Annotated in this window: 29 protein-coding genes and 1 pseudogene; 16 read left to right on the forward strand and 14 right to left on the reverse strand. The window is 38.9% G+C overall.

Going from position 1 to position 26,004, the window contains the following annotated elements; genetic code table 11:
- Window positions 1–126 precede the first annotated feature (126 nt).
- Entirely contained in the window at window positions 127–924 is a 798-nt protein-coding gene (gene thiD, locus GKR48_RS03975; protein ID WP_154627104.1) for a bifunctional hydroxymethylpyrimidine kinase/phosphomethylpyrimidine kinase, read from the reverse strand.
- A gap of 328 nt (window positions 925–1,252) precedes the next feature.
- Between thiD and pagP the strand changes: the two genes are divergently transcribed.
- A complete protein-coding gene (pagP, locus tag GKR48_RS03980; RefSeq protein WP_154627105.1) occupies window positions 1,253–1,828 on the forward strand; it encodes a lipid IV(A) palmitoyltransferase PagP in 576 nt (191 codons plus the stop codon).
- Between the two features lie 117 nt (window positions 1,829–1,945).
- Here pagP and GKR48_RS03985 read toward each other — a convergent pair whose 3' ends face one another.
- Window positions 1,946–3,310 (reverse strand): amino acid permease, encoded by a 1,365-nt coding sequence (locus GKR48_RS03985; RefSeq protein WP_154627106.1) that lies wholly within the window; start codon window positions 3,308–3,310, stop codon window positions 1,946–1,948.
- Window positions 3,311–3,496: 186 nt separating this feature from the next.
- Complete coding sequence (mgrB, locus tag GKR48_RS17995) at window positions 3,497–3,637, reverse strand: PhoP/PhoQ regulator MgrB (protein WP_071992159.1); 141 nt, start codon at window positions 3,635–3,637, stop codon at window positions 3,497–3,499.
- Between the two features lie 248 nt (window positions 3,638–3,885).
- On the opposite strand from mgrB, the gene GKR48_RS03995 reads away from it, so the two are divergent.
- The 3 genes from GKR48_RS03995 to brnQ all read left to right on the forward strand — a co-directional run bounded on the left by GKR48_RS03995 (window position 3,886) and on the right by brnQ (window position 6,795).
- A complete protein-coding gene (locus tag GKR48_RS03995; RefSeq protein WP_154627107.1) occupies window positions 3,886–4,269 on the forward strand; it encodes a helix-turn-helix domain-containing protein in 384 nt (127 codons plus the stop codon).
- A gap of 165 nt (window positions 4,270–4,434) precedes the next feature.
- The gene (gene yidA / locus GKR48_RS04000; RefSeq protein WP_154627108.1) at window positions 4,435–5,244 is read left to right on the forward strand and encodes a sugar-phosphatase; all 810 of its coding nucleotides are present in this window, start codon (window positions 4,435–4,437) and stop codon (window positions 5,242–5,244) included.
- A 219-nt stretch (window positions 5,245–5,463) separates the two neighbouring features.
- A complete protein-coding gene (brnQ, locus tag GKR48_RS04005; RefSeq protein ID WP_154627109.1) occupies window positions 5,464–6,795 on the forward strand; it encodes a branched-chain amino acid transport system II carrier protein in 1,332 nt (443 codons plus the stop codon).
- Window positions 6,796–6,872: 77 nt separating this feature from the next.
- Here the strand turns inward: brnQ and GKR48_RS04010 are convergent, their stop codons facing one another.
- Complete coding sequence (locus tag GKR48_RS04010; protein ID WP_154627110.1) at window positions 6,873–7,799, reverse strand: LysR family transcriptional regulator; 927 nt, start codon at window positions 7,797–7,799, stop codon at window positions 6,873–6,875.
- 101 nt (window positions 7,800–7,900) lie between these two features.
- Between GKR48_RS04010 and GKR48_RS04015 the strand changes: the two genes are divergently transcribed.
- Window positions 7,901–8,353: a DMT family transporter gene (locus GKR48_RS04015; RefSeq protein ID WP_154627111.1), complete on the forward strand. Its 453-nt coding sequence runs from the start codon at window positions 7,901–7,903 to the stop codon at window positions 8,351–8,353.
- Between the two features lie 3 nt (window positions 8,354–8,356).
- Window positions 8,357–8,821 (forward strand): DMT family transporter, encoded by a 465-nt coding sequence (locus GKR48_RS04020; RefSeq protein WP_154627112.1) that lies wholly within the window; start codon window positions 8,357–8,359, stop codon window positions 8,819–8,821.
- Here the strand turns inward: GKR48_RS04020 and yddG are convergent.
- Window positions 8,789–9,673, reverse strand: coding sequence for an aromatic amino acid DMT transporter YddG (yddG, locus tag GKR48_RS04025; protein ID WP_154627113.1), 885 nt, complete (start codon window positions 9,671–9,673; stop codon window positions 8,789–8,791). The genes GKR48_RS04020 and yddG overlap by 33 nt on opposite strands.
- A gap of 207 nt (window positions 9,674–9,880) precedes the next feature.
- The gene (locus GKR48_RS04030; RefSeq protein WP_154627114.1) at window positions 9,881–11,338 is read right to left on the reverse strand and encodes an alanine/glycine:cation symporter family protein; all 1,458 of its coding nucleotides are present in this window, start codon (window positions 11,336–11,338) and stop codon (window positions 9,881–9,883) included.
- A 661-nt stretch (window positions 11,339–11,999) separates the two neighbouring features.
- Here GKR48_RS04030 and GKR48_RS04035 point away from each other — a divergent pair.
- Window positions 12,000–12,248, forward strand: a complete 249-nt coding sequence (locus tag GKR48_RS04035) for a DinI-like family protein (RefSeq protein ID WP_036953155.1) — start codon at window positions 12,000–12,002, stop codon at window positions 12,246–12,248.
- Between the two features lie 298 nt (window positions 12,249–12,546).
- On the opposite strand, the gene GKR48_RS04040 is transcribed toward GKR48_RS04035, so the two are convergent.
- Window positions 12,547–12,918: a hypothetical protein gene (locus tag GKR48_RS04040; protein ID WP_154627115.1), complete on the reverse strand. Its 372-nt coding sequence runs from the start codon at window positions 12,916–12,918 to the stop codon at window positions 12,547–12,549.
- Between the two features lie 338 nt (window positions 12,919–13,256).
- On the opposite strand from GKR48_RS04040, the gene GKR48_RS04045 reads away from it, so the two are divergent.
- On the forward strand, window positions 13,257–13,604 hold the full coding sequence (locus tag GKR48_RS04045; protein WP_154627116.1) for a hypothetical protein: 348 nt from the start codon (window positions 13,257–13,259) through the stop codon (window positions 13,602–13,604).
- Between the two features lie 68 nt (window positions 13,605–13,672).
- Here the strand turns inward: GKR48_RS04045 and GKR48_RS04050 are convergent, their stop codons facing one another.
- Complete coding sequence (locus tag GKR48_RS04050) at window positions 13,673–14,182, reverse strand: DUF1543 domain-containing protein (RefSeq protein ID WP_154627117.1); 510 nt, start codon at window positions 14,180–14,182, stop codon at window positions 13,673–13,675.
- A 277-nt stretch (window positions 14,183–14,459) separates the two neighbouring features.
- Here GKR48_RS04050 and GKR48_RS04055 point away from each other — a divergent pair, with 277 nt between their 5' ends.
- Window positions 14,460–15,611 carry a pyridoxal phosphate-dependent aminotransferase gene (locus GKR48_RS04055; protein WP_154627118.1) on the forward strand — a complete coding sequence of 384 codons (1,152 nt, stop codon included), beginning with the start codon at window positions 14,460–14,462 and terminating at the stop codon, window positions 15,609–15,611.
- 69 nt (window positions 15,612–15,680) lie between these two features.
- Here the strand turns inward: GKR48_RS04055 and GKR48_RS04060 are convergent, their stop codons facing one another.
- Window positions 15,681–16,025 carry a DMT family protein gene (locus GKR48_RS04060; RefSeq protein WP_154627119.1) on the reverse strand — a complete coding sequence of 115 codons (345 nt, stop codon included), beginning with the start codon at window positions 16,023–16,025 and terminating at the stop codon, window positions 15,681–15,683.
- A gap of 163 nt (window positions 16,026–16,188) precedes the next feature.
- Here GKR48_RS04060 and GKR48_RS04065 point away from each other — a divergent pair, with 163 nt between their 5' ends.
- Window positions 16,189–16,968, forward strand: a complete 780-nt coding sequence (locus tag GKR48_RS04065) for a class I SAM-dependent methyltransferase (protein ID WP_154627120.1) — start codon at window positions 16,189–16,191, stop codon at window positions 16,966–16,968.
- Between the two features lie 62 nt (window positions 16,969–17,030).
- Here the strand turns inward: GKR48_RS04065 and GKR48_RS04070 are convergent, their stop codons facing one another.
- Both GKR48_RS04070 and GKR48_RS04075 read right to left on the reverse strand, forming a co-directional pair.
- Window positions 17,031–17,426: a hypothetical protein gene (locus GKR48_RS04070; protein WP_154627121.1), complete on the reverse strand. Its 396-nt coding sequence runs from the start codon at window positions 17,424–17,426 to the stop codon at window positions 17,031–17,033.
- A 165-nt stretch (window positions 17,427–17,591) separates the two neighbouring features.
- Complete coding sequence (locus GKR48_RS04075; RefSeq protein ID WP_154627122.1) at window positions 17,592–17,930, reverse strand: GlpM family protein; 339 nt, start codon at window positions 17,928–17,930, stop codon at window positions 17,592–17,594.
- 208 nt (window positions 17,931–18,138) lie between these two features.
- Here GKR48_RS04075 and GKR48_RS04080 point away from each other — a divergent pair.
- Window positions 18,139–18,982 (forward strand): annotated as a pseudogene (locus GKR48_RS04080) (MBL fold metallo-hydrolase).
- Window positions 18,983–19,064: 82 nt separating this feature from the next.
- Here GKR48_RS04080 and GKR48_RS04085 read toward each other — a convergent pair.
- A complete protein-coding gene (locus GKR48_RS04085) occupies window positions 19,065–19,454 on the reverse strand; it encodes a nuclear transport factor 2 family protein (protein WP_154603612.1) in 390 nt (129 codons plus the stop codon).
- A 224-nt stretch (window positions 19,455–19,678) separates the two neighbouring features.
- On the opposite strand from GKR48_RS04085, the gene GKR48_RS04090 reads away from it, so the two are divergent.
- Together GKR48_RS04090 and GKR48_RS04095 are read left to right on the forward strand one after the other, a co-directional pair.
- Window positions 19,679–20,248 (forward strand): cytochrome b/b6 domain-containing protein, encoded by a 570-nt coding sequence (locus tag GKR48_RS04090; RefSeq protein ID WP_154627123.1) that lies wholly within the window; start codon window positions 19,679–19,681, stop codon window positions 20,246–20,248.
- A 395-nt stretch (window positions 20,249–20,643) separates the two neighbouring features.
- Window positions 20,644–21,024 carry a DUF805 domain-containing protein gene (locus GKR48_RS04095; RefSeq protein WP_154627124.1) on the forward strand — a complete coding sequence of 127 codons (381 nt, stop codon included), beginning with the start codon at window positions 20,644–20,646 and terminating at the stop codon, window positions 21,022–21,024.
- A gap of 81 nt (window positions 21,025–21,105) precedes the next feature.
- On the opposite strand, the gene GKR48_RS04100 is transcribed toward GKR48_RS04095, so the two are convergent.
- Together GKR48_RS04100 and icd are read right to left on the reverse strand one after the other, a co-directional pair.
- Window positions 21,106–21,864 (reverse strand): YnfC family lipoprotein, encoded by a 759-nt coding sequence (locus GKR48_RS04100; RefSeq protein WP_154627125.1) that lies wholly within the window; start codon window positions 21,862–21,864, stop codon window positions 21,106–21,108.
- A 380-nt stretch (window positions 21,865–22,244) separates the two neighbouring features.
- Window positions 22,245–23,498, reverse strand: coding sequence for an NADP-dependent isocitrate dehydrogenase (gene icd / locus GKR48_RS04105; RefSeq protein ID WP_154627126.1), 1,254 nt, complete (start codon window positions 23,496–23,498; stop codon window positions 22,245–22,247).
- Window positions 23,499–24,043: 545 nt separating this feature from the next.
- On the opposite strand from icd, the gene GKR48_RS04110 reads away from it, so the two are divergent.
- The 3 genes from GKR48_RS04110 to GKR48_RS04120 all read left to right on the forward strand — a co-directional run bounded on the left by GKR48_RS04110 (window position 24,044) and on the right by GKR48_RS04120 (window position 25,924).
- Window positions 24,044–24,697 (forward strand): hypothetical protein, encoded by a 654-nt coding sequence (locus tag GKR48_RS04110; RefSeq protein ID WP_154627127.1) that lies wholly within the window; start codon window positions 24,044–24,046, stop codon window positions 24,695–24,697.
- A gap of 134 nt (window positions 24,698–24,831) precedes the next feature.
- Window positions 24,832–25,482, forward strand: a complete 651-nt coding sequence (gene rluE, locus GKR48_RS04115) for a 23S rRNA pseudouridine(2457) synthase RluE (RefSeq protein ID WP_154627202.1) — start codon at window positions 24,832–24,834, stop codon at window positions 25,480–25,482.
- Window positions 25,475–25,924: an NUDIX hydrolase gene (locus tag GKR48_RS04120; protein WP_154627128.1), complete on the forward strand. Its 450-nt coding sequence runs from the start codon at window positions 25,475–25,477 to the stop codon at window positions 25,922–25,924. The genes rluE and GKR48_RS04120 overlap by 8 nt, the downstream gene beginning before the upstream one ends.
- The last annotated feature ends 80 nt before the right edge of the window (window positions 25,925–26,004 follow it).

Raw genomic sequence — 26,004 nt, forward strand, 5'->3', positions numbered from 1 at the left:
CTATATCGTATAGTCACTGTCGAAAACGAAGAACTAGAAAGTCATAAATTAAGACTAGGAACCACCTCCTTGGCTGGCTCAATCTCCCTTGAGCTAGCCATTTCTTTTTTCTAGCCCCCCAAATTCTTACCACCAGCGATGAAAATGGTGTACAGGTCCAAAGCCACTGCCGACTTCTAAACTATCCGCTTGCTCCAGCGCCCCTTGCAAATAGGCTTTTGCTTCTACAACCGTTTGTTGCCAATTCGCAAAACGCGGTCTCAGTGCGGCTAACGCTGCTGATAATGTACATCCTGTACCATGGGTATTTTTGGTATCGATACGTACCGACGTAAAACGCCACTCGCCTTCTGGGGTGATCAACCAATCAGGGCTTTGAGAATCGATCAAGTGTCCACCTTTCATCAAGACACTTTGGCAACCCAATTGCAGTAAACGTTGTCCTTGCTCACGCATTTGTTCTTCAGTTTGTGCCATTTGCTCATCAAGTAATACGGCTGCTTCGGGTAAATTTGGCGTGATCAACGAAACCATGGGTAAAAGCTCGCGCCTTAGGGTCTCTACGGCGTCTGGTAATAATAGCGGGTCTCCACTTTTGGCCACCATCACCGTATCGAGTACCACATAAGGTACGGGTGTTTTTTTCAACGCACTGGCGACCACTTGGACATTATCGCGATTAGATAACATACCGATTTTCGCGGCATCAATACGGACATCACTTAAAACAGAGCTCAATTGAGCCGCAACAAAGTCTGAAGGGATATTATGGATGGCTTGAACACCTTGCGTATTTTGTGCCACCAGCGCAGTCATTACACTGGTTCCATACGCACCGAGTGCGGAAAATGTTTTCAAGTCTGCTTGAATACCGGCTCCACCTGATGGATCCGTTCCCGCAATCGTTAATGCATTCACTCTCATTAATACTTTCTCCTTTGTCTTCAGAAAAATAATTGACCTTGAAAAAGCCCACTCCAATTATTGCATTTTTAAGTTAATAAAAATCATTAAGTTACATAGTTTTCGTTTTATTTAATATTCAATGATTATACTAATAATGAAATAATTCCTTACAACAGATTACGATCCCAATAAGTCATTATCCTAATTTGACCATTTATTGCTGTCCTATTTAGCTTATCTTTATTAAAATAATTCACACTACAATTATTACAATTACGATAATGATGTCATCATTGTTAATGTCTATCATGACTCATCTATCAGATAAAACTAGATTGGATCCACAATGAGAGTTAATAAAAACATACAGTTGGTTGTAGGCGCATCGGCAATTCTGAGCGCTTCAATCTGCATGTCATCATCTGCGTTGGCTGAAGAGCAGTCAGTCGGTTTATGGGATAAATTCACCAATAATATCAGTACCACCTGGGATTCTGACAAATATGAGCTGTATATCCCGTTCTTCACTTGGCATAACCGTCTTATGTACGATAAAGAAAAAACAGATACCTATAATGAAGAGCCATGGGGCTTTGGTATCGGTAAATATCGTTATGATGAAGATAATGACTGGCATGCACTCTATGCGATGGCATTTATGGATTCCCATAATAAAGTCGAGCCAATCGTGGGTTATGGTTTCCAAAAAATGTGGATCCCAGGGGATATTGATGGCTTCCGTATGGGGGCGGGTTTCACGTTAGGTATCACCGCACGTGAAGAATATAGCTATATTCCACTCCCTGCGCCGCTGCCTTTAGTTTCTATTGAATATGATAAGCTTTCTGTTCAAGCGACCTATATTCCAGGAACATACAATAACGGTAACGTCCTGTTTGCTTGGTTACGTTGGCAGTGGTAAGCGCTTGAGCTTGCGCTCATCTCGCTAGAAACTGATTTAACAGAAAATAAGCATAAAAAAACCGGTAGATTAAACATCTTACCGGTTTTTTGTTTTTTATTTATCAAGACTTTTTACTTATGCCGCCTTGCTCTCTACACCTTGTTTTTTGGCACCTGAGAATTGATAACCAACCCACAGAACCGCGACCCAGAGAGGCATAATCAGCACAGAAACGCGTAACCCATCCATTGTCAGAATAATAATCAAGATCAGCGACAAGAACGCTAAACACAGATAGTTACCAAACGGATACCAAATACTCTTAAACTTCGTTTCAATACCCTGTTTATTCATTGCGGCTCTAAACTTCAAGTTAGAAACACAGATCATAATCCAGTTTAAAACTAGCGTAGTGACCACTAAGGACATCAGTAATTCAAATGCCTTACCTTCCATCACAAAGTTAATCAAGATCCCGCCAGAAGTCGCGATACCCGAAACAATCAGCGCCATTACAGGCACGCCGCCTTTATTCACTTTTGCCATAAAGCGCGGTGCGTTGCCTTGTTGTGCTAAGCCATACAGCATGCGGCTAGTACAGTAAGCACCACTGTTATAAACCGACAGCGCAGCAATCAAAATCACCACGTTCAATGCGTTGGCAACAAGCAAGTCACCCAGCTCATGGAAAATCAGTACGAATGGGCTAGTTTTACCATCCAGTTGTACCCATGGATACAGCGCCAGTAATACCGCCAGTGAGCCGATATAGAATATTAAGATACGGTAAACTACTTGGTTGATGGCTTTTGGAATGCTTTTATCTGGATCTTCCGCTTCTGCCGCAGTAATCCCTACCAACTCCAATCCACCAAATGAGAACATAATAATCGCCAGCGCAACCAATAGCCCGTTATAACCTTTGGCAAAGAAGCCGCCGTATTCCCACAAGTTACTCACTTTGGCTTGAGGGCCGCCATGGCCACTAAACAGCAAGTAACAGCCGAATAAAATCATCGCGATAACTGCAACAACTTTAATCAGCGCAAACCAAAACTCTGTTTCCCCGTAGGAGCGAACGTTAATCAGGTTGATCGCATTAACTGCAATAAAAAACACCAGCGCCGAAACCCAAATAGGTAACTCTGGCCACCAATGCTGCATATATTTACCCGCCGCAGTCAGTTCTGTCATCCCCACGAGGATAAACATTACCCAGTAGTTCCAACCCGAGAGGAATCCGGCAAAACCGCCCCAATATTTGAATGCGAAATGGCTAAATGACCCTGCAACAGGCTCTTGAACAATCATTTCACCTAACTGACGCATGATCAGAAAAGCGATAAATCCACACAATGCATACCCGAGTAATACCGACGGACCTGCCATTTGGATAGTGGTTGCTATCCCTAAAAATAGCCCTGTGCCGACAGCGCCCCCCAAGGCAATTAACTGAATATGCCTGTTTTTCAATCCGCGCTTTAACGTCTGTTGCGCCATATCTTTACCCTTCGTCCTCTAGCTTTTTGTTATCGTCCACAGTTGTGATAATCACGCAAGTTTATTTGAATTTTTGCATGAACTCCACTCGCAATTACACCACTGTAAAGCTGGCTTTCTGCCTGTCTTCTAATGTTTCCAAATAATGACAAACTAATATCCAGTAAGACGTTGCAAAATGCAAACTCAAAATGGTAACAAACCCGTCACGCGGCAAACGCCGAGTTGAAAGTCATCCCCACCCTGATCGCAGAGATTATTCATCGCCAAGAGGTATAAAAAAGCACAAATAATTACAATGCTGATGATTAATAGCATATTTCGCATAGATAATGGGGTTCTTAATAGTCACATCATCTGGCAATATTAATCGATATTATCGTCTTTAGTTGCGTAAAATGGGCTATTCATCGTTTTCAAGAAAATAATTGTTTATTTTTGCAGCTCTTGATAAATAACTGGCTATTGTTGTGTGATTTTTATACATAAATCAGTAATACCGCACAACCAACCTTTGTCATGGTGAAATGAAGTTGTGTATACTTCAGTTACCGTAAAATAAGAATGAATTTGAGATGGCACAAGATAACCACGTAGCACTTGTTAATGCTCTAAGTAAATGGATTGAAGAGCATTTAGGTCGAGTCATCCACTTGGAAGAACTCGCTGCCTATTCTGGGTATTCCCTTTGGCATATGCAAAAAATCTTTAAGGAAGTCACAGGGATCTCCTTAGGAAAATATATCCGCCAACGTCGACTGGCTGGCGCCGTAAATTTATTAAGAAATAGCAGCCAAAGCATTTTTGATATTGCGTTAGATTTCGGCTTCGGTTCGCAATCTCACTTTACCTATATGTTCCGCAAAGAATATGGCATTACACCGTTTGATTTCCGTCAAAATGACCAAATTCATTTGGATGTCAAAGAGCCATTACACCTAACCTCGGATGATGAGTGAATTTGTTTTACGCGCATTAACCTGCATTTTTTCAGATTTAATGCGATAAAACATGGGCATTCTCATCCTTTTTACTGAGCAACTTATTCGTTGCCCTCTTAGATAATTTACATTCTCGATAATCAGAGTAAGGTACGTGTAAAAGTTCTATTTTAGGAGGCATTGATGTCAATCAAACTGGTCGCCATTGATTTAGATGGCACGTTACTCAATTCGCAGCACCAAATTTCTCCCGCAGTGAAAGATGCCATTACCCGCGCGCACAAACAAGGTGTGCGAATTGTCCTTGCCTCAGGTCGCCCCTATTCTGGCATTTTACCTTACCTTCAAGAGCTTGGATTAGATACTGCCAGCAACTACTGCATCAGTAACAATGGCAGCGTGATCCATCAAGCCAATGATGGCAGCCACCTGTATGAAAATCTGTTAGATTTTGAAGATTATCAATATTTTGCTGATCTGGCTAACAACGTGGGGGTCCATATGCACGCCCTTGCAGATAACACCATGTTCACCGCTAATCGCCATATTAGCCGCTATACCATTCATGATGCCTATTTCACCAATACACCTCTGGTCTATTGCCCCGTTAACGAAATGGATAGCTCGCTCAGTTTTACCAAAATCATGATTATTGACCATCCTGAGAAACTGGATGTGGGTATTAGCTATATTCCTGAAAATACCTTTGAAAACTATTCGCTAATCAAAACCAGCCCTTATTTCCTCGAAGTTTCGAATAAGGATGCAAGCAAAGGCTCTGCGCTGAAAGTGCTATGTGAAAAATTATCCCTCACGCCAGACAAAGTCATGAGCATCGGTGACCAAAATAATGATGTTGCCATGCTACAGTATTCGAGCGTTTCGGTTGCAATGGGAAATGCTGCACCACATATTCGTGAAATAGTGAAATTTGTCACCGATACCAACGATTGTGATGGCGTTGCTGTCGCAATAAACAAATTTATTATCTAGTGGTCGGCTAATTTAAAGCTCAAATCTCTAGACCAAAATACAATTTAACGGGATATGCCTAGACATCCCCATTCAGGCATATCCATCTCCTGCACTCCTTTTAGAACTATTTTATCCTTCACCTTACTTACCCTTCCAAATTTGATACTATCTGCCTCTTTCAAAAATTGTCATTCAACTATAAGTACAATAAAACCCACATCACTAACAGGTAGTAAAATGTTTTCGACTAAAGATATGTTAATTCTGGGGATGATGGTATTCGCCTTATTTCTAGGCGCGGGAAATATCATCTTTCCACCGATGGCTGGCTATCAATCAGGGACAGACTGGTTTGATACCTCAGTAGGCTTTCTGATCACGGGGGTTCTGTTACCTTTCCTAACCTTGGTAACGGTTGCAGTAAAAGGGCGTGGTGAAAAGCTGTCTGTTGATTTACCCAAATGGGTTGCCGTCATTTTTTGGGTTGCACTCTACTTAATCGTCGGCTCCACATTTGCGATGCCAAGGGTAACGAATACCGCGTTTGAAATGGGCTTCTTACCATTAGGCTTTGTTGAAAAAAGTACATTCTCGCATCTCACTTTCGCACTCATTTTTAACTTTACCTCGATGTTCTTCATGTTGAAGCAAGGCACTATGATCAGTGCAATTGGTAAGTTTATGACTCCAGCGTTACTTATTTTGTTAGTGGTTGTGGGAATTGCCGTAGTCATTAACCCGCTTTCTGACATGAATCCGCCTGTTAAACAGTATGCTGAGTTTGCCTTCTTTGGCGGCGTGATTGATGGCTATCAAACTATGGATGTACTGTCTGCGATGGCGTTTGGTGGGATTGTGGCGCGCGCATTAGCATCGAAACAGATCACTGAACCACGCCAAGTCGCGACTATCACCATTAAAGCGGGTTTAATTTCAGTAAGCTTACTCGCGGCGTTGTATATCTGCCTGTTCTATTTAGGCGCGACCAGTGAACAAGTCGCGAATACCGCAACCAACGGCGGGCAAATTTTCTCTCGTTACGTCGATGTCCTATTTGGTTCAATCGGTACGTGGATCATGTGCGGAATTGTATTACTGGCAAGCATGACCACGTTAGTGGGTGTGACCAGCGCCTGTGCGGATTACTTTGCGACTTTCCATCACCGTTTAGGTTATCGCTTCTGGGTGGTTTTCTTCACAATGCTAACCACCGTCGTGTCCACGTTTGGTCTCGACACTTTATTACGTGTCACCATTCCGGCGCTGCTGATGATTTACCCTTCATCAGTCACTATCGTATTCCTGCAATTTGCACGCAAATTTATGGCTGCTCCTCGGGTCACTTATGGGATCACCATTGGCGTAGTTGTGCTGATGAGCTTGTTCGATACGCTGAATAATATGGAACTCTTAAACGTCACGGTGAAAGCAAACCTGATCACCTACTTACCACTGTTTGAGCAAGGTATGGGTTGGTTAATCCCTGGAATTATCGCGTTTATTATCTCGATGTTTATCGGCAAATTGACCGCGAAAAGCGAGCCTGTCGCAGAGCAAAACTTAGCTTAATCTTGATATTAAAAAGCCGAATGTTAGCATCTCACTGACATTCGGCTTTTTTATTTAGCGATCTTACTCCAGAAAACTCACAATAATTTCAACTCATAATTTTTCTGATAATCCCCTGAACTTCCGAGCTTTTCTTGTAAGAAATCGAGAAAAGTCGTCACCTTTTTAGGTAAAAATTCCCGGTTTGGATAGACCGCATAAATATGATGCAGCGGCAAGTGATACTCCTGTAGCACAGTGACCAATCGCCCTGCGAGAATATCCTGCGCCACAATAAATTGAGGTAACTGGCAAATACCAAGCCCCTGTAAAGCGGCTTGGTGCAATGCGAGGCTGCTATTCGCCCGAAAACTTCCCGTCGGGGTAAATCGAACTTTCTTTCCCTGATAGGTAAACGACCATGTTTGTCCTGCTTGAAAATAACTGTACAAAAGGCAGTTATGCTCTGCTAGTTCATCAAGATTATTCGGGTTTCCATATTCCTCAAGCCATTTCGGAGAAGCACATAAAACACTATGACAAGGTGATAACGTTCGAGAAATTAACGAAGAATCCTGTAATTCGCCTATCCGCACCGCCATATCAAAGCCATCGCCCACTAAATCCACCAGCTTATCGTCAAACACGATCTCAGCATGCAATTGTGGCCAGCGTTTCAAAAACTCGGGAAGCAGTGCGGTTAAATGCAAATGACCAAATACCATTGGGGCGCTGATTTTTAATGTTCCATCGACCGAACCACTGTAACGAGAGAGCGTTTCATTACCCTCGTTAATCGCTTGATGGGCTTTTTTCAGGTAGAAATAGTAAAGCTCACCCGCTTCTGTCAGTTGCAGGTGGCGAGTTGAGCGCGCAATTAAACGGATCCCCGTTTGCGCTTCTAACGCTATCAGCTTTTTGCTCACCGCCGATTTTGTCATATGCAGTGATTCTGCTGCTTTTGTTAGGCTGCCCTGCTCGACGATCGCGATAAAAACAGGGAGTAGCGCGTAATCAACATTCATTATTGTCAACTTAATGGAAATACAGTTTTTCTTTTATAGCGGTTTTTCTCATCGTCGACAATCCCTATACTTCGCAAATCATTCATACCGAATTAATCAAGATGAAAAAAGATATTTTACTTTCGCTGATCGCCGTGTTTTCCGGTGTTTTACTCACATTGATGATCATGAGTAATAGCTATTTATCTACCTTTACCTCTGCGCTTCAGGCTTCGTGGTTGACTCACGGAATAGGTAGCATGGTTGCTTTGCTGATCTGGTTGACGGTCAAAAATCGATTGGGAAAAACACAAAAAATTCACAAAATTCCCCGCTGGAGCTATCTCAGCGGGATCCCTGGTGCCTTTACGGTGTTACTCGCTGCGATCACCGTCAACAGCCCACTTTCACTTTCAGGTTCCATTGTATTGATGTTAACAGGGCAAATCGTGACTGGGCTACTCATTGACCATATGGGATTTTTAGGGTTAGCCAAACGAAAAGTAACGCTGAAGGATGGGATCACTGTGTTGCTACTACTGATTGGCTCAACATTAATCATTCTGGGAAAATAATCTATGCTACTGTTTTTTATTATGATCGCACTGTCTAATGGGATTTGTATTATTCTGAGCCGAAGCATTAATGGGAAGCTATCTCAAGTCACCAATGCTTTTAATGCCTCTCTAATTAATCATGTTGTGGGATTTTTATTCTTAAGCGTGATTATTGGGTTCGCCCAAGACTCATTTAACATTACCTTTGAAAATATTCCTCTCATTGCGTTTGTAGGAGGCATCATTGGTGCTTGTTTTGTCATCATAAACAGCTATGTTTTACCCTTACTTGGCGCCACACTCACCACTATTTTCGCTATCAGTGGCCAAGTACTTTCCAGCGTCATTATTGATGACGTTCAACATGGCTTACCAGAACATTGGGTATTGCAACTACTCGGTGTGATTTTCATTATTGGCGCTATTGCTGTGCGCTATACCCCCAAATATAACTCAGCGCCTTGTGGCAATAAAACAAGTGATTGACCCTATGGTTACCATCAAGACTCCTTGCCAGAAGCCCAAAGTTAATGCTGTGCTCAATAACATTGAAGAGAATGCCGTAGAGATCACTGGAGTGAAATAGGACAATGTCCCAAGAAAAGCCACATTGCCTTTGATGATTGCCACCGTCCAAAGCGCATTTGCCCCACCGGTTGCAATGGCAGTGACAAATAACAAACTGACACTATTCACATTGATATTAAATGGCGCTGGCGTCGAGAAGATAAATAAGATCCACAATCCGACCGATGTCATGATAAAAAACAGCACCATACCATTGCAGCCATTCGACATTCGTTTCGTAATATTGCTATAAAAAGCCCACAGCAGTGCACCAACAAAGGCTAAAGTGTAGCTAAGCGGGTTGCTTTGAATATTTGAAAGAATCGCATTCAGGGACAAAGGTTGATCCCCAGAGATAACCCACAATAAACCTGCAAACGCTAAAATAAGCCCAATAATCAGTAATAGGCTAAAACGCTGCCGATTAAATAAAACCGCTAGCGCAATTGTGAAGCTAGGCCACAAGTAATTTACCATGCCAAGCTCAATGGCCTGCTGGCGGTTATTGGCAAGCCCTAAGGCTAAAATAAAGCAGATTTCATAGCTAACAAATAAAAATGCCCCCCAAAACAAATAGCGTCTAGGGAAAAGATGAATTTTCGGTAATCCCATTACAACAACCAAAACCAGGCTGCCTATCGAATAGATCAGTGCCGCACCACCAATAGGACCAAAGTTTTCGCTCGTACTGCGAACAAGGCCTACCATCGTGCTCCACAATAAAATGGATACGACCCCGTAAAATGTTGCTGCATATCGTCCGAGTTTCATCTTCCTGATCAACACCTTATTTCATATTTATCTTGGTTATTATTTTCCTCCAAAACCTTACGCTCTAAAGGCAATAAAGCAAGTTTTTTATATTTATTGACCAGAGAATGAAGAATAAAAAAGGCGCTTAAAAATAAATCCAAGCGCCTTCCATCTACATTTCTATTAACTTTCAACTGAGGTTAATTGCGGCCAGCTATCGTAAAATTAATGGGCTTCGTTCTTAACCCACTGCTCAACTGACTCTTTTTCCCAAATTCCTTCATTGAGCTGTTTTTTCAGCTCTGGATGTTCATTAATATCAAATGTTGGAATTTTTCCAGCACCTAACTGCTGGTTGTAATCTTTCGCGAGTTTGAATGCCACGCCGGACAACAAGAGGATGGCAATCAAGTTTGTAATTGCCATTAAGCCCATCGAAACATCAGCAAGCTTCCAAATCAGTGGCATTTCACCGAGTGCCCCGAACATCACCATCCCCAATGTTGCTAAGCGGAAAATAAACAGCCCGGCTGTATGGTTATTTTCCAAGAAAATCATATTGCTTTCTGCATAAGCATAGTTGGCAATGATTGATGTAAAGGCAAAGAAGAAAATCGCAATCGCAACGAAGATACTCCCCCAACTGCCCACCGCAGAAGATAAAGCTAGCTGAGTCAGCTCAATACCATTGATTTTACCCACTGGACCATCTAACACACCAGAAGCCAAAATAATAATGGCTGTAGCGCTACAGATCACAATGGTGTCCATGAATACACCCAACATTTGCACGTAGCCTTGGGAAGCAGGATGCGGTGGATAAGGTGACGCAGACGCCGCGGCATTTGGTGCAGAACCCATTCCGGCTTCATTCGAGAATAATCCGCGCTGAATACCTTGCGTCATCGCTTGAGCGATACCATAACCAATGGCGCCGCCTGCGGCTTCCTGTAAACCAAAGGCGCTACGGAAAATCAGCATAAAGACATCAGGTAAACGCTCAATATTTTGACCAACTACCCAGAAAGCCAGCACTAAATAAGCGACAGCCATAATTGGCACAACAAATTCGGCAACTTTAGCAATTGATCTTAATCCACCAAAAATAATGGTGCCACTGAGGATCACTAAGGCGATTCCAACATAGAGTGGGTTAAAATCAAATGCCACAGCAGTTGCTTGTGCAATGGAGTTCGCTTGAACTGCATTAAAAACCAAACCAAATGCAATGATTAAAAAGATAGAGAACAGTACACCCATCCAGCGTTGTTTTAAGCCTTTCTCCATATAATAAGAAGGCCCGCCGCGATAGTTACCTTGGTCATCTTTGGTTTTATAAAGCTGCGCTAATGTGCATTCAACAAATGACGTTGCCATTCCTAGTAATGCAACAACCCACATCCAGAATATAGCGCCAGGGCCGCCTGCCGTAATCGCGATAGCAACACCCGTTAGATTTCCAGTACCGACTCGAGCCGCTAGGCTGGTACATAATGCTTGGAATGAAGAAATACCTGAACTGTCCGATTGAGTGCTATTTTTCAGTACTCCGAACATGTGACCAAAATGTCTGAACTGAATAAATTTAGATCGTATTGTAAAATATAAACCGGCTCCCAGTAATAAATAAATTAATAACGAGCCCCAAATAAGATTGCTGATTGAGTTTATAAATTCTATCAAATTATGCTCCTTTTATTATATCCACTAATAGAGGTATTAGTTGGTGAGTTATTTAGCTCCATATTATTTAAGTAATTAAACACATAAAAATATAAACCATGATGGTTCATCATGAATAATCAATGTTATTAAACAAGACCCATGAATTATATTTTTTTTACTTTCTCTGTAAATTTTTTTCTGGCTATTAGCCTATTTAATACTTAAGACAGCGAAAAATCATGCAAGCCAGAATAAAAAAATGAAATTAAATAATAGTTAAAACAAAACGATACGGCTTTACTGGCTACTTTAAGAACAATCTCAATCAATTGATTAAAAACAAGACAATTTTTAACCAGAATTTACAGTTATAAGTAAAAAAACATTAAATTTAATTAACTGAAAGCGTATTTAATTAAAATAACCTTCCGTGTTTTTTAAATTGAATAACTAATTGATGATTTTTAATCATTACTCTTTTGAATAATCATTGAAGATAAATATTAAATATAGTTTGATACGTCTTTATTGAATTATATTTACTTATTTTAAATCTACCGCTCAAACCTATTTCAGATTGAAATAATCGTTTTGCAATCATCATAATAAGATTATTGCTAATGTTTTATGATACCAATACACTTATCGCTAATTTGCTTTCTACATCAAAGGGTAATATATGGAAATCCACATCAAAGTTTCTGACGATTTAGTCTCAACGCTCTCTGAAAAATCCTACGACGCGTTCACTGCTGAATTGCACGCCAGAGTTTTAGAAGTATACCCAGGTAGTAACCTTTTCATTACACATGACAGTGGTGCAACCACCTTCAATACCAAAGGCTTCCATGATGATAAAGAAGCGCATATCGTTCTCCATGAACTGGTTGAAGATGTTTTCCATCATGGTCACTGGTTAAAAGCATAATACTCTAGCCCTATTTTCCAGCCTCTCGCGATAACCGCTAGGCTGGAACTCATCGCTCTCGCCCTTCTCCCTATTTCAAACCCTGATCAAGATCATAGTTAATGATGATGTTAGTCAACTTTGTATAAAAGTCCTTTTCTTTTAATCGCTATATGATAATGTATATAACGAATTTTCATTTACATTGCTTTTGCTAATTTATAGCAGCCAGTATCTATTACTGGCTTTTTTTATGGGAAAAATTTAGGGGAACGCCTGAATTGAGAACTCTGATATGCCATCAATCTCGTAGAGAAAACTACTGCGATTTTTCACACAATGACACAATGGCAGTGCGTAGTTCCGGTGTATCACTGGTGATCAATTGATGATGCTCAGAGAATTTTCCACCTTGTACACTGACGCTAGCAACAAACGGTAATTTCTCACTTTGCTCACTGGTTTGATAAAAACCACAGACTCGGTAACTTTCACCCTCTTTGAATTCGCTTTTCAGAACAATTTTGACATCATCAAAAGTCAAAGGGCTTCCTGAACTTAACTTGTTCTCGATAAGCTTTTCAGCTTGCTTGGTGACATCGCTATCACTGATTGTTGTATAAAACTGATAAGCAAATACGCCTAAGGCCAATAGAATTACTATCAGTAGCTTGCTTTTTATACGTTTCAATCTCAAATCCTTCTCATACTAAACTTATGGGCTTATCGATTATGTTAACACCTTTACCCTGTCAATAATAAGTATCTCGATATTCATGCCGCACAAAAAGCTCCATCTAATTGACAAAATAAAAATGAATTTATTTTACATTTAAAAATTTATGATTTATATAATATTGACCCCCAGCCTTTACAATACGATCAAAACTTATTTAACAAATATTTATCAGTGTGAAGAAATAATGAATAACTGTGTTTGAAATATGAAATTCCTCTATATTTAAGTAAATCAGATTGAAATAAAAAACCACAATGACAAACTGATAATAAATAAAGAGGAGAATCAAAATGAAAAATTTAAAATCACTTATTTTAGTCGGTAGTTTATTAGCGGTGAGTTTCTCTACATTTGCTTATCATGGTAATGGTTATCACCGAAATGGCAATGGAAGTTGGTGTAACGGATCTAACCAAGCTCAGTATGATAGACCATGCGATGGTAACTACCGTGGGCAATACATGGGGCGTCATCAAGGCATGATGCAATACTCCACAGTTGTACAAACCACTCAACCGGAAGAGGCGTTAAAGAAAATTACAGCGGAAGTGCCAAAAGGTGAGAATAACAAAAAATACATGGTGAAAGTAGCGGTGATTGAAATCTCACCAAGCTTAGCCACACAGGAAGTCCAATAAATTTTACTCTGTATAATAATAGCCAGTAATATCTTTAATAATGCTGGCTATTACGTATTAACTAAAAATTAGCTATTTATACCTATTGGTAAATATCCTTGCCATAATGCTTGATATTTACTTCCATTCTTATTTTTATTTAGGTGAATATAATATTCACCAATTTTTTGTAGCAATAAACAATCATCGACATCTTTTAAATTATCTTTATGCTGTTGCTGGCTATTAACTAAAAGTTGGCTAATTGCTTTTTGTTTAGCTTCTTGGGCATTTTTTGCTACAAACAGATCAAACTCATGCAGCTCCGCAAGTGTAGATGAAATATATCCGCCTACATTGATAAAATAGAGTTTGTATTCACTGTCTGATTGTTCTTTGCTCAAACTGATGTCGAATCCATCTGCCCAATTGATGTCTGCATACCCATCCACATGGATTTTATCTTTATCCCCAAACCAAGCATCTCGCAATAATGGCCAAGCTTCTTCTGGTGTGTTGACCGCGACAAACTGCACATCATGTACTTCAATATTGGATTTTCCGGCATTACCACCAACATAAAACATAAATAGCTTCATTATTATCTCTCTGTGATTAGTTATCGTTGTATATTTTAATATACAACCATATCAATTCAACATGCAATAATTAACATTATTGCAAAAAATAACCGTTAAAATAAATTACCATTTAAAATCAAATTATTAGATCAATTAGAAAATTAACACTACCTAAAATCACCCCTTGCAAACATAACAAAATGAATAAAAAATCACTTTAACCATATATTTATTTACAATTGAATTATTTCTAGTAATCTAATCACACAAAGTAAATATATTTCAGGGACTCATTATGGATCGTCGTTCATTTCTAAAATCAAGCTCACTTGTTGCTGGTGGATTAGCACTAAATTCACTTTTAAATCAAGCAAGTGCAAATACTAACGCCCTCATCAAACCGAATGCTCAACATCCGTTATTACTCAATTTCAATGAGAACTCATTAGGAATGTCACCTAATGCACAAAAAGCGGTCATCGAAGCCTTACCAGGTTCATTCCGTTATCCTGATGATGCACGCTCCGAGCTCATCGGAAATATTGGCACACTGCATAACCTAGACAGCAAGAATGTGACCCTCGGAAATGGTTCATCAGAAACCATTCAGGCGGCTGTCAGCATGCTCGCAAATAAGGCAAGAAAAGAAGGCATAAAAATTCAACTTGTCACTCCAGATCCTACATTTAACTATGCTGAACTCTATGCACTCCCACTCGGTGTAGAAATTACTAAAGTGCCACTAAAATCAGATTTGAGTTTTGACCTGAAAAAAATGGAGCAAATCGCGAATGATTTCGATGGTTTGTCCATTATCTATATCTGTAATCCAAATAACCCAACGGCAATGATAACGCCACAGACTCCGCTCGATAGCTGGATGAAAAAAATTTCAGACAAACAGTTTTTTATTGTTGATGAAGCCTACGCTGAGTTTGTTGAAGATCCACAATTTGTGAGCGCAATCGAATTAGTCAAAGCAGGACAAAAAAATCTGATCGTGACACGGACTTTCTCGAAGATTTACGCATTAGCAGGCTTGCGCGTGGGATACGGTATTGCTACCCCAGAAATCATTGAAGCAGTCGATGAGTTTATCTCGATTGATAACACCAATACTGCGGGAGCAGTCGCTGCCATTGCTTCATTAAAAGATAAAAAATTCTTAGAATATAGCCTTAGATCTAATAATCTTTCGCGTAAAATCGTTGAAACCGCGCTCAATGAATTAGGCTTAGAATATGCGCCATCACAAGCTAACTTTATTTTCCACAAAGTAAAAGGCGATGTGAAAACCTATAAACAGCGCATGAAAGAGGCCAATATTATGGTTGGCAGAGAGTTTCCACCTGTTATGGGCTGGAACCGTTTAACCTTAGGTACCCCACAAGAAATGGAACAGTTCGTTGCGGTACTTAAAGAATTTCGTCAAAAAGGTTGGGTGTAAGTAAAAACGCCCTTCTTTACCAAGCATCTTCTACCCTACCATTCTCTATAAAGTAGAAGATGCTGATAACTAAAAAGGGCCTTTAAAAATAAAAAATGCGCCTGCAAAAATAAGAATAAAGCCAATAATATGGTTTATTGTAAAGCTCTCACCTAGATAAAGCACAGAGAACCCAACAAACACACATAACGTAATCACTTCCTGCATCGTTTTCAATTCAGCAGCGCTGTAATATTGATGCCCTAAGCGATTTGCAGGTACCGCGAAGCAATATTCTACAAATGCAATTAACCAACTAAAGAATATGACAATATATAATGGCTTATTCGTAAATTTTAGATGCCCATACCAAGCGAACATCATAAATACATTGGAAATAACCAATAAGATGACAGGATAAATTTTTGCTAGCATGATAAGCCAATGGAAAGTTCAAATATGCATATATTATGCGAATAACTCCCATTAATTTCAATCATCTCCCCATATATGTTCACTATTACACTCACTGATAGCCAGCCAAATAGCCTGCATTTTTTCTCAAAATAAAAATAAACCGTACTCACTGGTACACTTTATGACGAATTTTATTACTGCAAATCAAAAAGCATGGGATAAACAAGCGGCATCTCAACAGCCTTGGTCTACTCCGGTTGACAGCCAAACAATTGAAGAAGCAAAAAAAGGAAATTGGGAAATTCATCTAACGCCAACACCATTAAATAAAGCTTGGCTTGGGGATGTAAAAGGGAAAAAAATTCTCTGTTTAGCTTCTGCCGGTGGACAGCAAGCGCCTGTTCTGGCCGCTGCGGGTGCCATCGTGACAGTATTTGATTTGTCAGAAAAACAGTTAGAGCAAGACAGTATGGTGGCTAAGCGAGATAATTTAACATTGACAACAATTCAAGGAGATATGCGTTATCTCCCTATGTTTGAAGACAATACATTTGATATTATTTTTCACCCAATTTCAAACTTATATATTCCTGATGTTAATCCTGTATGGCAAGAATGCTTTCGGGTACTTAAACCGCAAGGTCGATTACTCTCAAGCTTTTTTAACCCTGTCGTATTTATTGATGATAGAGAAAAAAGTTCTGCTGAAAATACCATTATTCGACCTCGATATACCATGCCATTTTCAGAATTAGATCATTTATCTCCAGAACAAATGGCATTAAAACAAGCGAAGCAAGAAGCGTTTGTCTTTGGTCATTCACTGACTGACTTAATTGGTGGGCAAATACAGGCGGGCTTTAACATTGCAGGTTTTCAAGAAGATTGGCAGCCGAATCCTCGTTTTGTTATCGATAATTTCTTGCCGACATTCCTAGCGACACTGGCAATAAAACCATAAGATCATAAGGCAGAGCTGATAATACAAAGACTAATCTGCCTTTTAATTATTATGATTTATGACTATCGATTGCAATAACGTTCCCAGATCGGATCAAATTGTTCAACGGGGACAATGTCATCAACTGTTTCAACCAGTGGAATAGATACCACTGTTTTACCATCTTTGTTTTTATGTAAACGAACAATAAATCGTTTATATCCATGAGGTAAACCATCTTCAAACCCAAAAACTTCACCACAATAGTAGCCAGTCTCATCGCCCTCTTCATTCTGATTTAGGATATGATATTTCACATTTTTGTATGTTGCGGCTGATGGATATACCAGAAAATCTTCAACGGCGCTTTTGACTTTACTCTCTGCGTCCATCTCAGTATCTGAAGAAACTTCCGTCATCACACCTGCTATGTAGGAACAGCCAGCAACTAATAATAATACAAGGACTCTTAGTAACATTTTTCTCTATAGAATGGCGAATTAGAACACACTAAGTATTATTATAAATCGTCTAAAAAATAATTCGAGTACAAATCTAACACAGAAATGTTGTATATAAATTTAAATGCTAAAAATCGCATTTTTTATTTGGTTTACGCCACGAAGGCGTTAAATTGATAAATTTCACTGGGTAAGCTGCCAGAAATACACTAAAACAGCTGCAGTGACTATCCAAATCAACGTCGCTAAACTTAAACAAATCCATGGTGTTAACTTGGTTGCAAAGACATAAACAGTGATTAAATACATTGCATAAGGGATTAATGACCATAAACCAAATAATGCTGTTTTTCTTAATGCCTCCGTACCTTGCTCCTGAACGACAATCACATGAGCAATTAATGCAAAAGTGGGAAACAAAGGAACTAATCCCGCAATATAATAAACTTTACTACGAGATAGCATTGCAATCGCTAAAACAGCAAGCGCCCCAAATAGACATTTTATCAGCAAAGAAAACATAGCAATCTCAACAAGATTAAGAGTATTTATACTGATTATCACTCTAAATCACTCTCATTGACTAGTGAGCTTTCATAAACAATCCTTTCTTGATCACATATTTAAGACTGCAATTTTTTACACCCTATATGTTTATTAATGGTTGAATATTTCATGCCATTATTCTGATATAACTTCTTTGTATAATGAAACAACCAAAGAGATAAAAATGACAATAAAAATTTCTGTACTCGTTGATAACAACACCCTGATTGACAGCTATTTCTGTGGTGAACCCGCCGTTTGCTACCACATTGAAGCTGACGGTAAAAAAAATCCTATTTGATACTGGCTATTCCGACGTTTTCATTAACAATGCCAATATCCTCAATATCGACCTTGCTCAAATTACTGACCTCGTTTTATCCCATGGTCATAATGATCACTCATGGGGAATTAATCACCTGATTCAATATTTAGACCGCCGAAACGTTGAATCCCAGCAATCCAAAAAATTGATTTATCACCCAGACGCCTTGCAACCTAAAAGTTATCACTCAAAAGTTATTGGCGCGAATACCCCCAAAAATGTTTTAACAGCCTACTTTGATACTGTTGAAACCAAAGGTGCTTACTCTGTTTCTGAGAATGTGATTTTCTTAGGTGAGATCCCAAGAAATAATACATTTGAAGGGAAAGAGCCGGTAGGTAAAACTATCGATGAACATAACAACAGCGTTGATGATTATGTTCTTGATGATAGCGCCCTCGCGATTAAAACCTCCGAAGGGCTGATTGTTATTACGGGATGCTCACACTCGGGGATCTGTAATATTGTCGAGCATGCTAAGCGAGTCACCAAAATAGACAAAATTGTGACTGTCATTGGCGGATTTCATTTACAACAAGCTTCCGATGAGCTGTTAAACCAAACCAGTGACTATTTTAAAAAACAGAATTTATTGCAGATCCACCCATGCCATTGCACTGACTTGGCTGCCAAAATTAATTTAGCGAAACATGCCCCTGTTCAAGAGGTCGGAACCGGCATGCAACTCATCTACCCTGCATAAAATAACACTTAATCATGTAGCTAATTGAAATAGCACTTATATTAACTACATGGCTTCATACTGATTGCCTTTACAAATATATTTATGTTCTTGAGCCCAGATCATTATCGTGTTTTGAGCCTGATAACATTCTCGTCAGCTCTTCACATCGAATAATTTTTCCATTCATCAAATGGAAACAAGCAAATACTTCAAATTCACTCACTGTGCCCTCTTTCTTTATTGCTCTCGCAATATGTTGTGTATGAACACAGTTTTCACCTTCTGCAATCGACTTAATGTCTATCGTGATGCTCTCGGTGGCTTCTTTTAACACTTGCATATGCGTGCAGAACTCAGTGAAATCAATCAATTTCCCATCAACTACTTGTACATAATCCGATGAAAAAAATTGTTTAATTACTACCAAATCACCAATTTGTTTACCAAGAACGGCTTTCAATGCCTGTTCCACAAATACCATCTTATTCATGCCTATTCCTCTATATAATATTATTTTTTAATTTCTTAATATTATATTTGGCAAACTCACATGACTTTCAATCACACTGCCTTTTATTAGAATAAAAATAATTATTATTTACATTAAGCAAATCTATTCATCTAATTCTTATCATCAAAACAAACTTATTGAATTTCATAAGTAGAAAGACTACAACGTAGAGTAATCAAGAAAGATTTCTTTTAAGGAATAATATGAAGCTGTTTAAATCTATTTGGCAGTTTTTTGGTATTTATCAAACACCCGCAGTTCGCTTAACTCATTGCATGATATTTTTATTGGTCATTGGCCAAATTATCATCAGCAATTGGATGTCTGTCAGTAAAAGTGGCGCGATCCCAGCAAGTGGGCTTGCGTATTATTTTACTTGGCTACACATTATCATTGGGTTTTGTTTATTATTTTTGGCGGCTATTCTCATTTTTATCTGCCTTTCAAATCGAGGATTTAAATACTTCTATCCTTATTTATGGGGGGATCTCACTCAGATAAAAAATGATGTCAAAAGCTTATTTAATTTAAAGCTTCCCGACAGCTCACCAAAAGGGTTAGCAACAAGTGTTCAAGGGCTTGGATTGGGTGCATTGACGCTAGTTGTCCTTTCTGGTGTGACTTGGTTTATTTTATGGTGGCAAAACTCACCATTAGCCCCTGAAGTGAGAAATATTCATAAAACACTCACGGGGTTAATCGAAGCTTATATTGTGGGGCATGGTCTCATGGGATTATTGCATTTTATCTTATGGAGAAAAGCCCCCCATTAATCTACGACTAATAAAATAAAGCATCCGTCGTACCGTGTTTCTTCAATGTAATTTGCTTTCCATCCGAAATAAGTGTCAAAACAAATTGGCACTTAGATGTCACCTCCTCTTCGTTTAGCGACTTCATTCCCCGGATATTTTGGCAATGCATTATATAACTCAAAGTTTTATGAATTCATAAAAATCAGCAGAATCTTTTAGCAAAGTGAAATAAGCTGCTAGAATTAATGTAAAGTTTCGCAAGTATGCCTATATTTAACAGATTATCTCATTATGAATGGATTATTTTATTGAGAGTTATCTTACTGTTACATTGAAATATACAGATAATGCTGATTTACACAAATTTAAGCTCTTCTTATACTCACCACTGAATTTTTCGTTAAGGAATAAACATGAATTGGTATTTAGAAGTCATCAAAAATAACTATGCTAATTTCGAAGGTCGTGCTAGACGTAAAGAGTATTGGATGTTTACTCTTATTAACATGATCATCATTATGGTTCTATATGCATTGATCATTTCATCTGTTGATTACACAACAGGCGGAATGGGTATGTTAGGTGTTATTGCAGGAATTTTATTGGGGATCTATGCGTTAGCCACTATCGTCCCTTCTATTGCTGTATCTGTACGTCGCTTACATGATACTGAAAAGTCAGGCTGGTGGTATTTAATCTCATTTATCCCATTTGGTGCGATCGTATTGCTCGTCTTCATGTGCTTAGAAGGTACTAAAGGCGAAAACCGTTTTGGTGCGGATCCAAAAGCATAAAAATAGTGCCCCTTATTCAGTAAGGGGCTTATTTAACTACCTTCTTTAACTCTTTCAAAACAGCTTTAATCTATCTACCCGCTAGTAAAATACGGTTTCCGTAATACTTCTTTTCGGTAACTTTATTGTTTTTCCATTTGATACGATTGTGAGTATAAAATTGCATTTGTGTGCAATATTTTGCTTGTCATAATCACATTTAGAATCGACAAATAGAATAGGCAGACCTAGCGCTTTAATTTCCATTTGGAGATCAAATGGCTTTGTTACATCTTTGCCGTAACTAATAATACTCTCAGAGAACACAATATTATCTTTATAATATTTTATCGTCTCAGGAAGATTATTCTCGTTATACGTGTTTTCGCTGTATTGGACTTTAGGTTCAGCATTCATTGAGCCAATAATTATTCCATCATTATTGTACTGATATATTAACTTTCCGTTACTATCAGTTCTTGAAATAATCAAGCAATTCCCAGCTACTTCCATTTCAACTGGCCCATTCGCATCTGAACCCACTAATTTATTTTTTTCTCGTTTGATTGAAAGCCAGTTATCAATGCTATTTAAATACTCATCTTTTTTTTGTTTCATTGTAAAACTATCAACACAACCATCACGACCAATCTTTAACACAGATTGGTAATTAATGGTTTCGTCTTCATTATAGACAAAGGTATTCAGTTCTTTAATATTGCCTTTAACTGGATTAAAATCATAGAGTTGAGCAAAATTAAAAATGACTGGGTTATACTCATTTTTTTGAAATGCAGCAGATTGGAAAGAGACGGTAAATAGTGCCAATTGAACAATTGAAGATAAGCATTTGTTATTCATATAATTCCATACCTCAAAATTGCTAATTTGCTGTGTTCTAAATTTTACAACGATTCTTTTCTAATTTTTATTTACATCATTAATTTCACTATAAATAATCCTAGTCATATTAACATTTATCAAACTAACTTCCAGCGCCATTTTTTATAAAAAACAATAAATACGTATAAACACTTATTTGTTAAATCTCTTCACATTGCATTAAGATAATCTTTAGGTAATAAGATTTACACGTATTTATACCTATTTGATTATTTAAATTTAATAAAATAGCGCTTATTTTGCAGCCGGTTTTGCAGGAGTTTTGCAGAAAAATTTTTTTAGACAAAAAAATAACGGGAGTTTTTAGGCTCCCGTTCTTAATTACATCACGTAATAAATTACATGTGTTTGATGATTGCGTCGCCAAATTCGCTACATTTCAGTAACTTAGCGCCTTCTAACTGACGTTCGAAATCGTAAGTTACGGTCTTAGCCGCGATTGCGCCTTCCATACCTTTAACGATTAAGTCAGCCGCTTCAACCCAACCCATGTGGCGCAGCATCATTTCTGCGGACAGAATGATAGAGCCTGGGTTTACTTTATCTTGGCCTGCATATTTCGGTGCAGTCCCATGAGTTGCTTCGAACAGTGCACATTCAGAACCGATGTTTGCACCCGGTGCAATACCAATACCACCAACTTGTGCCGCTAATGCGTCAGAAATATAGTCACCATTCAGGTTCATACACGCGATAACATCATACTCTGCTGGACGCAGCAGGATTTGTTGTAAGAATGCATCCGCGATAACGTCTTTAACAATGATATCTTTGCCAGTTTTTGGATTCTTGATTTTAACCCATGGACCGCCATCGATTAATTCACCGCCGAATTCTTCTTGTGCTAATTGGTAACCCCAATCTTTAAATGCACCTTCAGTGAATTTCATAATGTTGCCTTTATGAACTAAAGTCACTGAATCACGGTTATTATCGATCGCATACTCAATTGCCGCGCGAACTAAACGTTTTGTGCCTTCTTCAGAACATGGCTTGATCCCAATACCGCAATCTTGTGGGAAACGAATTTTCGTCACGCCCATTTCATTTTGCAGGAAGTTGATCACCTTGTCTGCTTCTGCGCTGCCCGCTTTCCACTCGATACCAGCATAGATATCTTCTGAGTTTTCACGGAAGATCACCATATCAGTGAGTTCAGGCTGTTTAACTGGGCTTGGTGTCCCTTTGTAGTAACGAACTGGACGTAGGCAGATGTATAAATCAAGCTGTTGACGAAGTGCAACGTTGAGGGAACGAATGCCGCCTCCAACTGGAGTGGTTAATGGGCCTTTAATAGAAACGCGGTAATCGCGGATTAAATCGAGGGTTTCTTGCGGTAACCAAACATCTTTGCCATATAACTGAGTGGATTTTTCGCCCGTATAAATTTCCATCCAAGAAATTTTACGCTCACCGTTATAGGCTTTTTTAACTGCTGCATCGACAACTTTTAACATTGCTGGAGTAACATCAACCCCAATACCGTCACCTTCAATGAAAGGGATAATTGGGTTGTTCGGAACGTGTAATTTGCCTTTTGTATCAATGGTAATTTTAGCGCCTTCTGCCGGAACTACTACTTTGCTATCCATTAACCTCTCCTTCACTTGCGTATTTTGCTTGTTAATTTTTTGTAAGAGACCTGTCAATACTACTGCAATCTGCGTCGAACGCCAATGATTACTAAGCTAAGCTTTTATGCAGATCGCATTTAACGCATTATCGTCGTGTCCAAACACTCAATGAAATCAAAACAACTTCAATTAAATCATAATATTAAAACAAACATCAATACTCTAAAAAGTCAAATCCTAAGCTAAATAACCACCTAAATACTGAACAGCCTTATTCCATAGCTTATCTAAAATACTCTATCCAAACATTCGTACTGCTCACAGAAATTAATATATTGTCATATTATCTTTATGATTTAATAGATTTAATTAAATTATTCGTACTTAATGGTTTTAATGTACACAAACCAAAATTGCATTGATTTTAAACAATTTTAAATTATTGCCAATTTGATTGAATTCTATTTAAATAAATAATGAAACACCGTAATAGATTAAGAAAGATAAACTTTTATTTATTAAAAATATAATTATTAATTCAAGATAATATAAAAGGTGAATATATGGAAAAGTTATCGGACTTAATCAATCTCAAGCAAAAAGTATTTTCACAGCATCCTTTTTTTCTAAAACCCATCAACCCATCCTTACCCGTCAAGGAGTCACTTGCATTTTTACCGAAACTTACATTCTTTATTTTGGCCTTTGGGGACATTAATAAATACATTCTTCCCTTTGAAAATCCTCAAGATGATTTAGAGATAGCGGTCAATAATCATGCTTTAGAAGATTCCGACCATTGGTATTGGTATATCGATGATCTCCGCACATTGCGTATGAATGAGCCACAACTTATTACGGATACCTTAGTATGGTTATGGTCGCCACAAGTGGAAGCTAACCGTAAGCTCGTTTATGAATTAATCAGCGCCATTGTCAATCAACCAGCTAAAATTCGCTTGGCTGTCATTGAGTGCATGGAAGCAACAGGGCGTACATTCTTCACTTACGTCAATCAACTCGCTAAATTATCACCAATACCACTGAAATATTGCGGTGAGATTCATTTGGCTCACGAATCCGGTCATGCCATGGGTAGTGATGCAGAACTAATTGATACCATTAATTATACGACTGAAGAACACGCTCTTTGTGTGCATTTGATAGAGCGAATATTTATCGCTTTTTCTCATTTTATCGATGAAATAAATCAATAAGCTATAAATTAAGGGAGAGCTGCCTGCTGCTTGGTCATGTTTATCCCTTAGATGCTCCCCAAAACAGCCTTACTTTATCGTCAAAATATCGTTATTCTATTGCGCATGACTTAAATGACTTTCAATAAAGAATGATGAACGCACCTAACCGTAACCGCACCAAGCACACATCCTCACTGTCAAAACCACGTCGTTCATTGGCAACGAATTCATCTTCTCGCGTGGCACGTCCAACCCAGCCACGTAAAGTGATTATTTTCAATAAGCCATTTGATGTACTACCGCAATTTACAGATGAGCAAGGACGGGAAACGTTAAAAAACTATATTCCCATCTCTGATGTTTATGCCGCAGGGCGTTTAGATAGGGATAGTGAAGGTCTGTTAGTGCTCACCAATGATGGCAAATTACAAGCTCAGCTTACCCAGCCGCAGAAAAAAACAGGAAAAATCTACTATGCTCAAGTAGAAGGCATTCCCGATGAGAGCGCGCTCGCAAAATTTCGTCAAGGATTAACCCTAAATGACGGACCCACCCTACCCGCAGGCATCGAATTAGTCAGTGAGCCAGAATGGTTATGGGCGCGAGTTCCACCGATCCGTGAGCGGAAGAACATTCCTACTTCTTGGTTGAAGATCACGCTTTATGAAGGAAGAAATCGGCAAGTTCGTCGTATGACTGCCAATATTGGTTTTCCCACATTGCGATTAATACGCTACGCCATGGGGAATTTTACGCTCGATAACTTATCTTCCGGCGAATGGAAGGAGGTCACTGTTGTTTAAACCCAATGTTACCGTTGCCACCATTGTCCATGCACAAGGGCGTTTTTTAGTGGTCGAAGAGTGGATTAATAACAAACCCACATGGAATCAACCCGCAGGACACCTTGAAGCCAATGAAACGTTAGTACAAGCTGCCGCTCGTGAACTGTATGAAGAGACTGGCATTATTGGTGAGCCTCAGACATTAATTAAAATTCATCAATGGATAGCCCCCGATAAAACCCAATTTATTCGTGTCTTATTCGCCCTTGAACTGGATGCTCCATGTGAAACTCATCCTCACGATGATGATATCAGCGCTTGTCATTGGGTTAGCGCAGAGAAAATTCTGACTAGCCAATACCTTCGCTCCCCTTTAGTTGCCCAAAGTATCCGCTGCTATCAAGAAGGGACTCGCTATCCTTTAAGCGTCTTAGCCGCCTTCGGTGATCATTACGAGTAACATTATTCTCCTAACGCTGGTGCAACAAGGGGGCAACGTGCTAAAGTATGGGGCTTGATTTTTCCGCATTGAGACTATTT

This window comes from Providencia sp. wls1943 (genome assembly GCF_009706275.1).
Classification (GTDB): domain Bacteria; phylum Pseudomonadota; class Gammaproteobacteria; order Enterobacterales; family Enterobacteriaceae; genus Providencia; species Providencia zhijiangensis.

What these genes read in the sequence shown, in the direction of transcription:
- GKR48_RS04085 (WP_154603612.1), bottom strand. Translation starts at nt 19,454, where the DNA reads ATGAATAAGATGGTATTTGTGGAACAGGCATTGAAAGCCGTTCTTGGT.
- GKR48_RS04075 (WP_154627122.1), bottom strand. Translation starts at nt 17,930, where the DNA reads ATGTTTTCTTTGCTGATAAAATGTCTATTTGGGGCGCTTGCTGTTTTA.
- GKR48_RS04095 (WP_154627124.1), top strand. Translation starts at nt 20,644, where the DNA reads ATGAATTGGTATTTAGAAGTCATCAAAAATAACTATGCTAATTTCGAA.
- GKR48_RS04065 (WP_154627120.1), top strand. Translation starts at nt 16,189, where the DNA reads ATGACGAATTTTATTACTGCAAATCAAAAAGCATGGGATAAACAAGCG.
- GKR48_RS04055 (WP_154627118.1), top strand. Translation starts at nt 14,460, where the DNA reads ATGGATCGTCGTTCATTTCTAAAATCAAGCTCACTTGTTGCTGGTGGA.
- GKR48_RS04010 (WP_154627110.1), bottom strand. Translation starts at nt 7,799, where the DNA reads ATGAATGTTGATTACGCGCTACTCCCTGTTTTTATCGCGATCGTCGAG.
- GKR48_RS04070 (WP_154627121.1), bottom strand. Translation starts at nt 17,426, where the DNA reads ATGTTACTAAGAGTCCTTGTATTATTATTAGTTGCTGGCTGTTCCTAC.
- icd (WP_154627126.1), bottom strand. Translation starts at nt 23,498, where the DNA reads ATGGATAGCAAAGTAGTAGTTCCGGCAGAAGGCGCTAAAATTACCATT.
- GKR48_RS04090 (WP_154627123.1), top strand. Translation starts at nt 19,679, where the DNA reads ATGAAGCTGTTTAAATCTATTTGGCAGTTTTTTGGTATTTATCAAACA.
- GKR48_RS04015 (WP_154627111.1), top strand. Translation starts at nt 7,901, where the DNA reads ATGAAAAAAGATATTTTACTTTCGCTGATCGCCGTGTTTTCCGGTGTT.
- GKR48_RS04110 (WP_154627127.1), top strand. Translation starts at nt 24,044, where the DNA reads ATGGAAAAGTTATCGGACTTAATCAATCTCAAGCAAAAAGTATTTTCA.
- brnQ (WP_154627109.1), top strand. Translation starts at nt 5,464, where the DNA reads ATGTTTTCGACTAAAGATATGTTAATTCTGGGGATGATGGTATTCGCC.
- yidA (WP_154627108.1), top strand. Translation starts at nt 4,435, where the DNA reads ATGTCAATCAAACTGGTCGCCATTGATTTAGATGGCACGTTACTCAAT.
- GKR48_RS04050 (WP_154627117.1), bottom strand. Translation starts at nt 14,182, where the DNA reads ATGAAGCTATTTATGTTTTATGTTGGTGGTAATGCCGGAAAATCCAAT.
- pagP (WP_154627105.1), top strand. Translation starts at nt 1,253, where the DNA reads ATGAGAGTTAATAAAAACATACAGTTGGTTGTAGGCGCATCGGCAATT.
- GKR48_RS04045 (WP_154627116.1), top strand. Translation starts at nt 13,257, where the DNA reads ATGAAAAATTTAAAATCACTTATTTTAGTCGGTAGTTTATTAGCGGTG.
- GKR48_RS04060 (WP_154627119.1), bottom strand. Translation starts at nt 16,025, where the DNA reads ATGCTAGCAAAAATTTATCCTGTCATCTTATTGGTTATTTCCAATGTA.
- GKR48_RS04035 (WP_036953155.1), top strand. Translation starts at nt 12,000, where the DNA reads ATGGAAATCCACATCAAAGTTTCTGACGATTTAGTCTCAACGCTCTCT.
- GKR48_RS04100 (WP_154627125.1), bottom strand. Translation starts at nt 21,864, where the DNA reads ATGAATAACAAATGCTTATCTTCAATTGTTCAATTGGCACTATTTACC.
- GKR48_RS04020 (WP_154627112.1), top strand. Translation starts at nt 8,357, where the DNA reads ATGCTACTGTTTTTTATTATGATCGCACTGTCTAATGGGATTTGTATT.
- yddG (WP_154627113.1), bottom strand. Translation starts at nt 9,673, where the DNA reads ATGAAACTCGGACGATATGCAGCAACATTTTACGGGGTCGTATCCATT.
- GKR48_RS03985 (WP_154627106.1), bottom strand. Translation starts at nt 3,310, where the DNA reads ATGGCGCAACAGACGTTAAAGCGCGGATTGAAAAACAGGCATATTCAG.
- GKR48_RS03995 (WP_154627107.1), top strand. Translation starts at nt 3,886, where the DNA reads ATGGCACAAGATAACCACGTAGCACTTGTTAATGCTCTAAGTAAATGG.
- thiD (WP_154627104.1), bottom strand. Translation starts at nt 924, where the DNA reads ATGAGAGTGAATGCATTAACGATTGCGGGAACGGATCCATCAGGTGGA.
- mgrB (WP_071992159.1), bottom strand. Translation starts at nt 3,637, where the DNA reads ATGCGAAATATGCTATTAATCATCAGCATTGTAATTATTTGTGCTTTT.
- rluE (WP_154627202.1), top strand. Translation starts at nt 24,832, where the DNA reads ATGAACGCACCTAACCGTAACCGCACCAAGCACACATCCTCACTGTCA.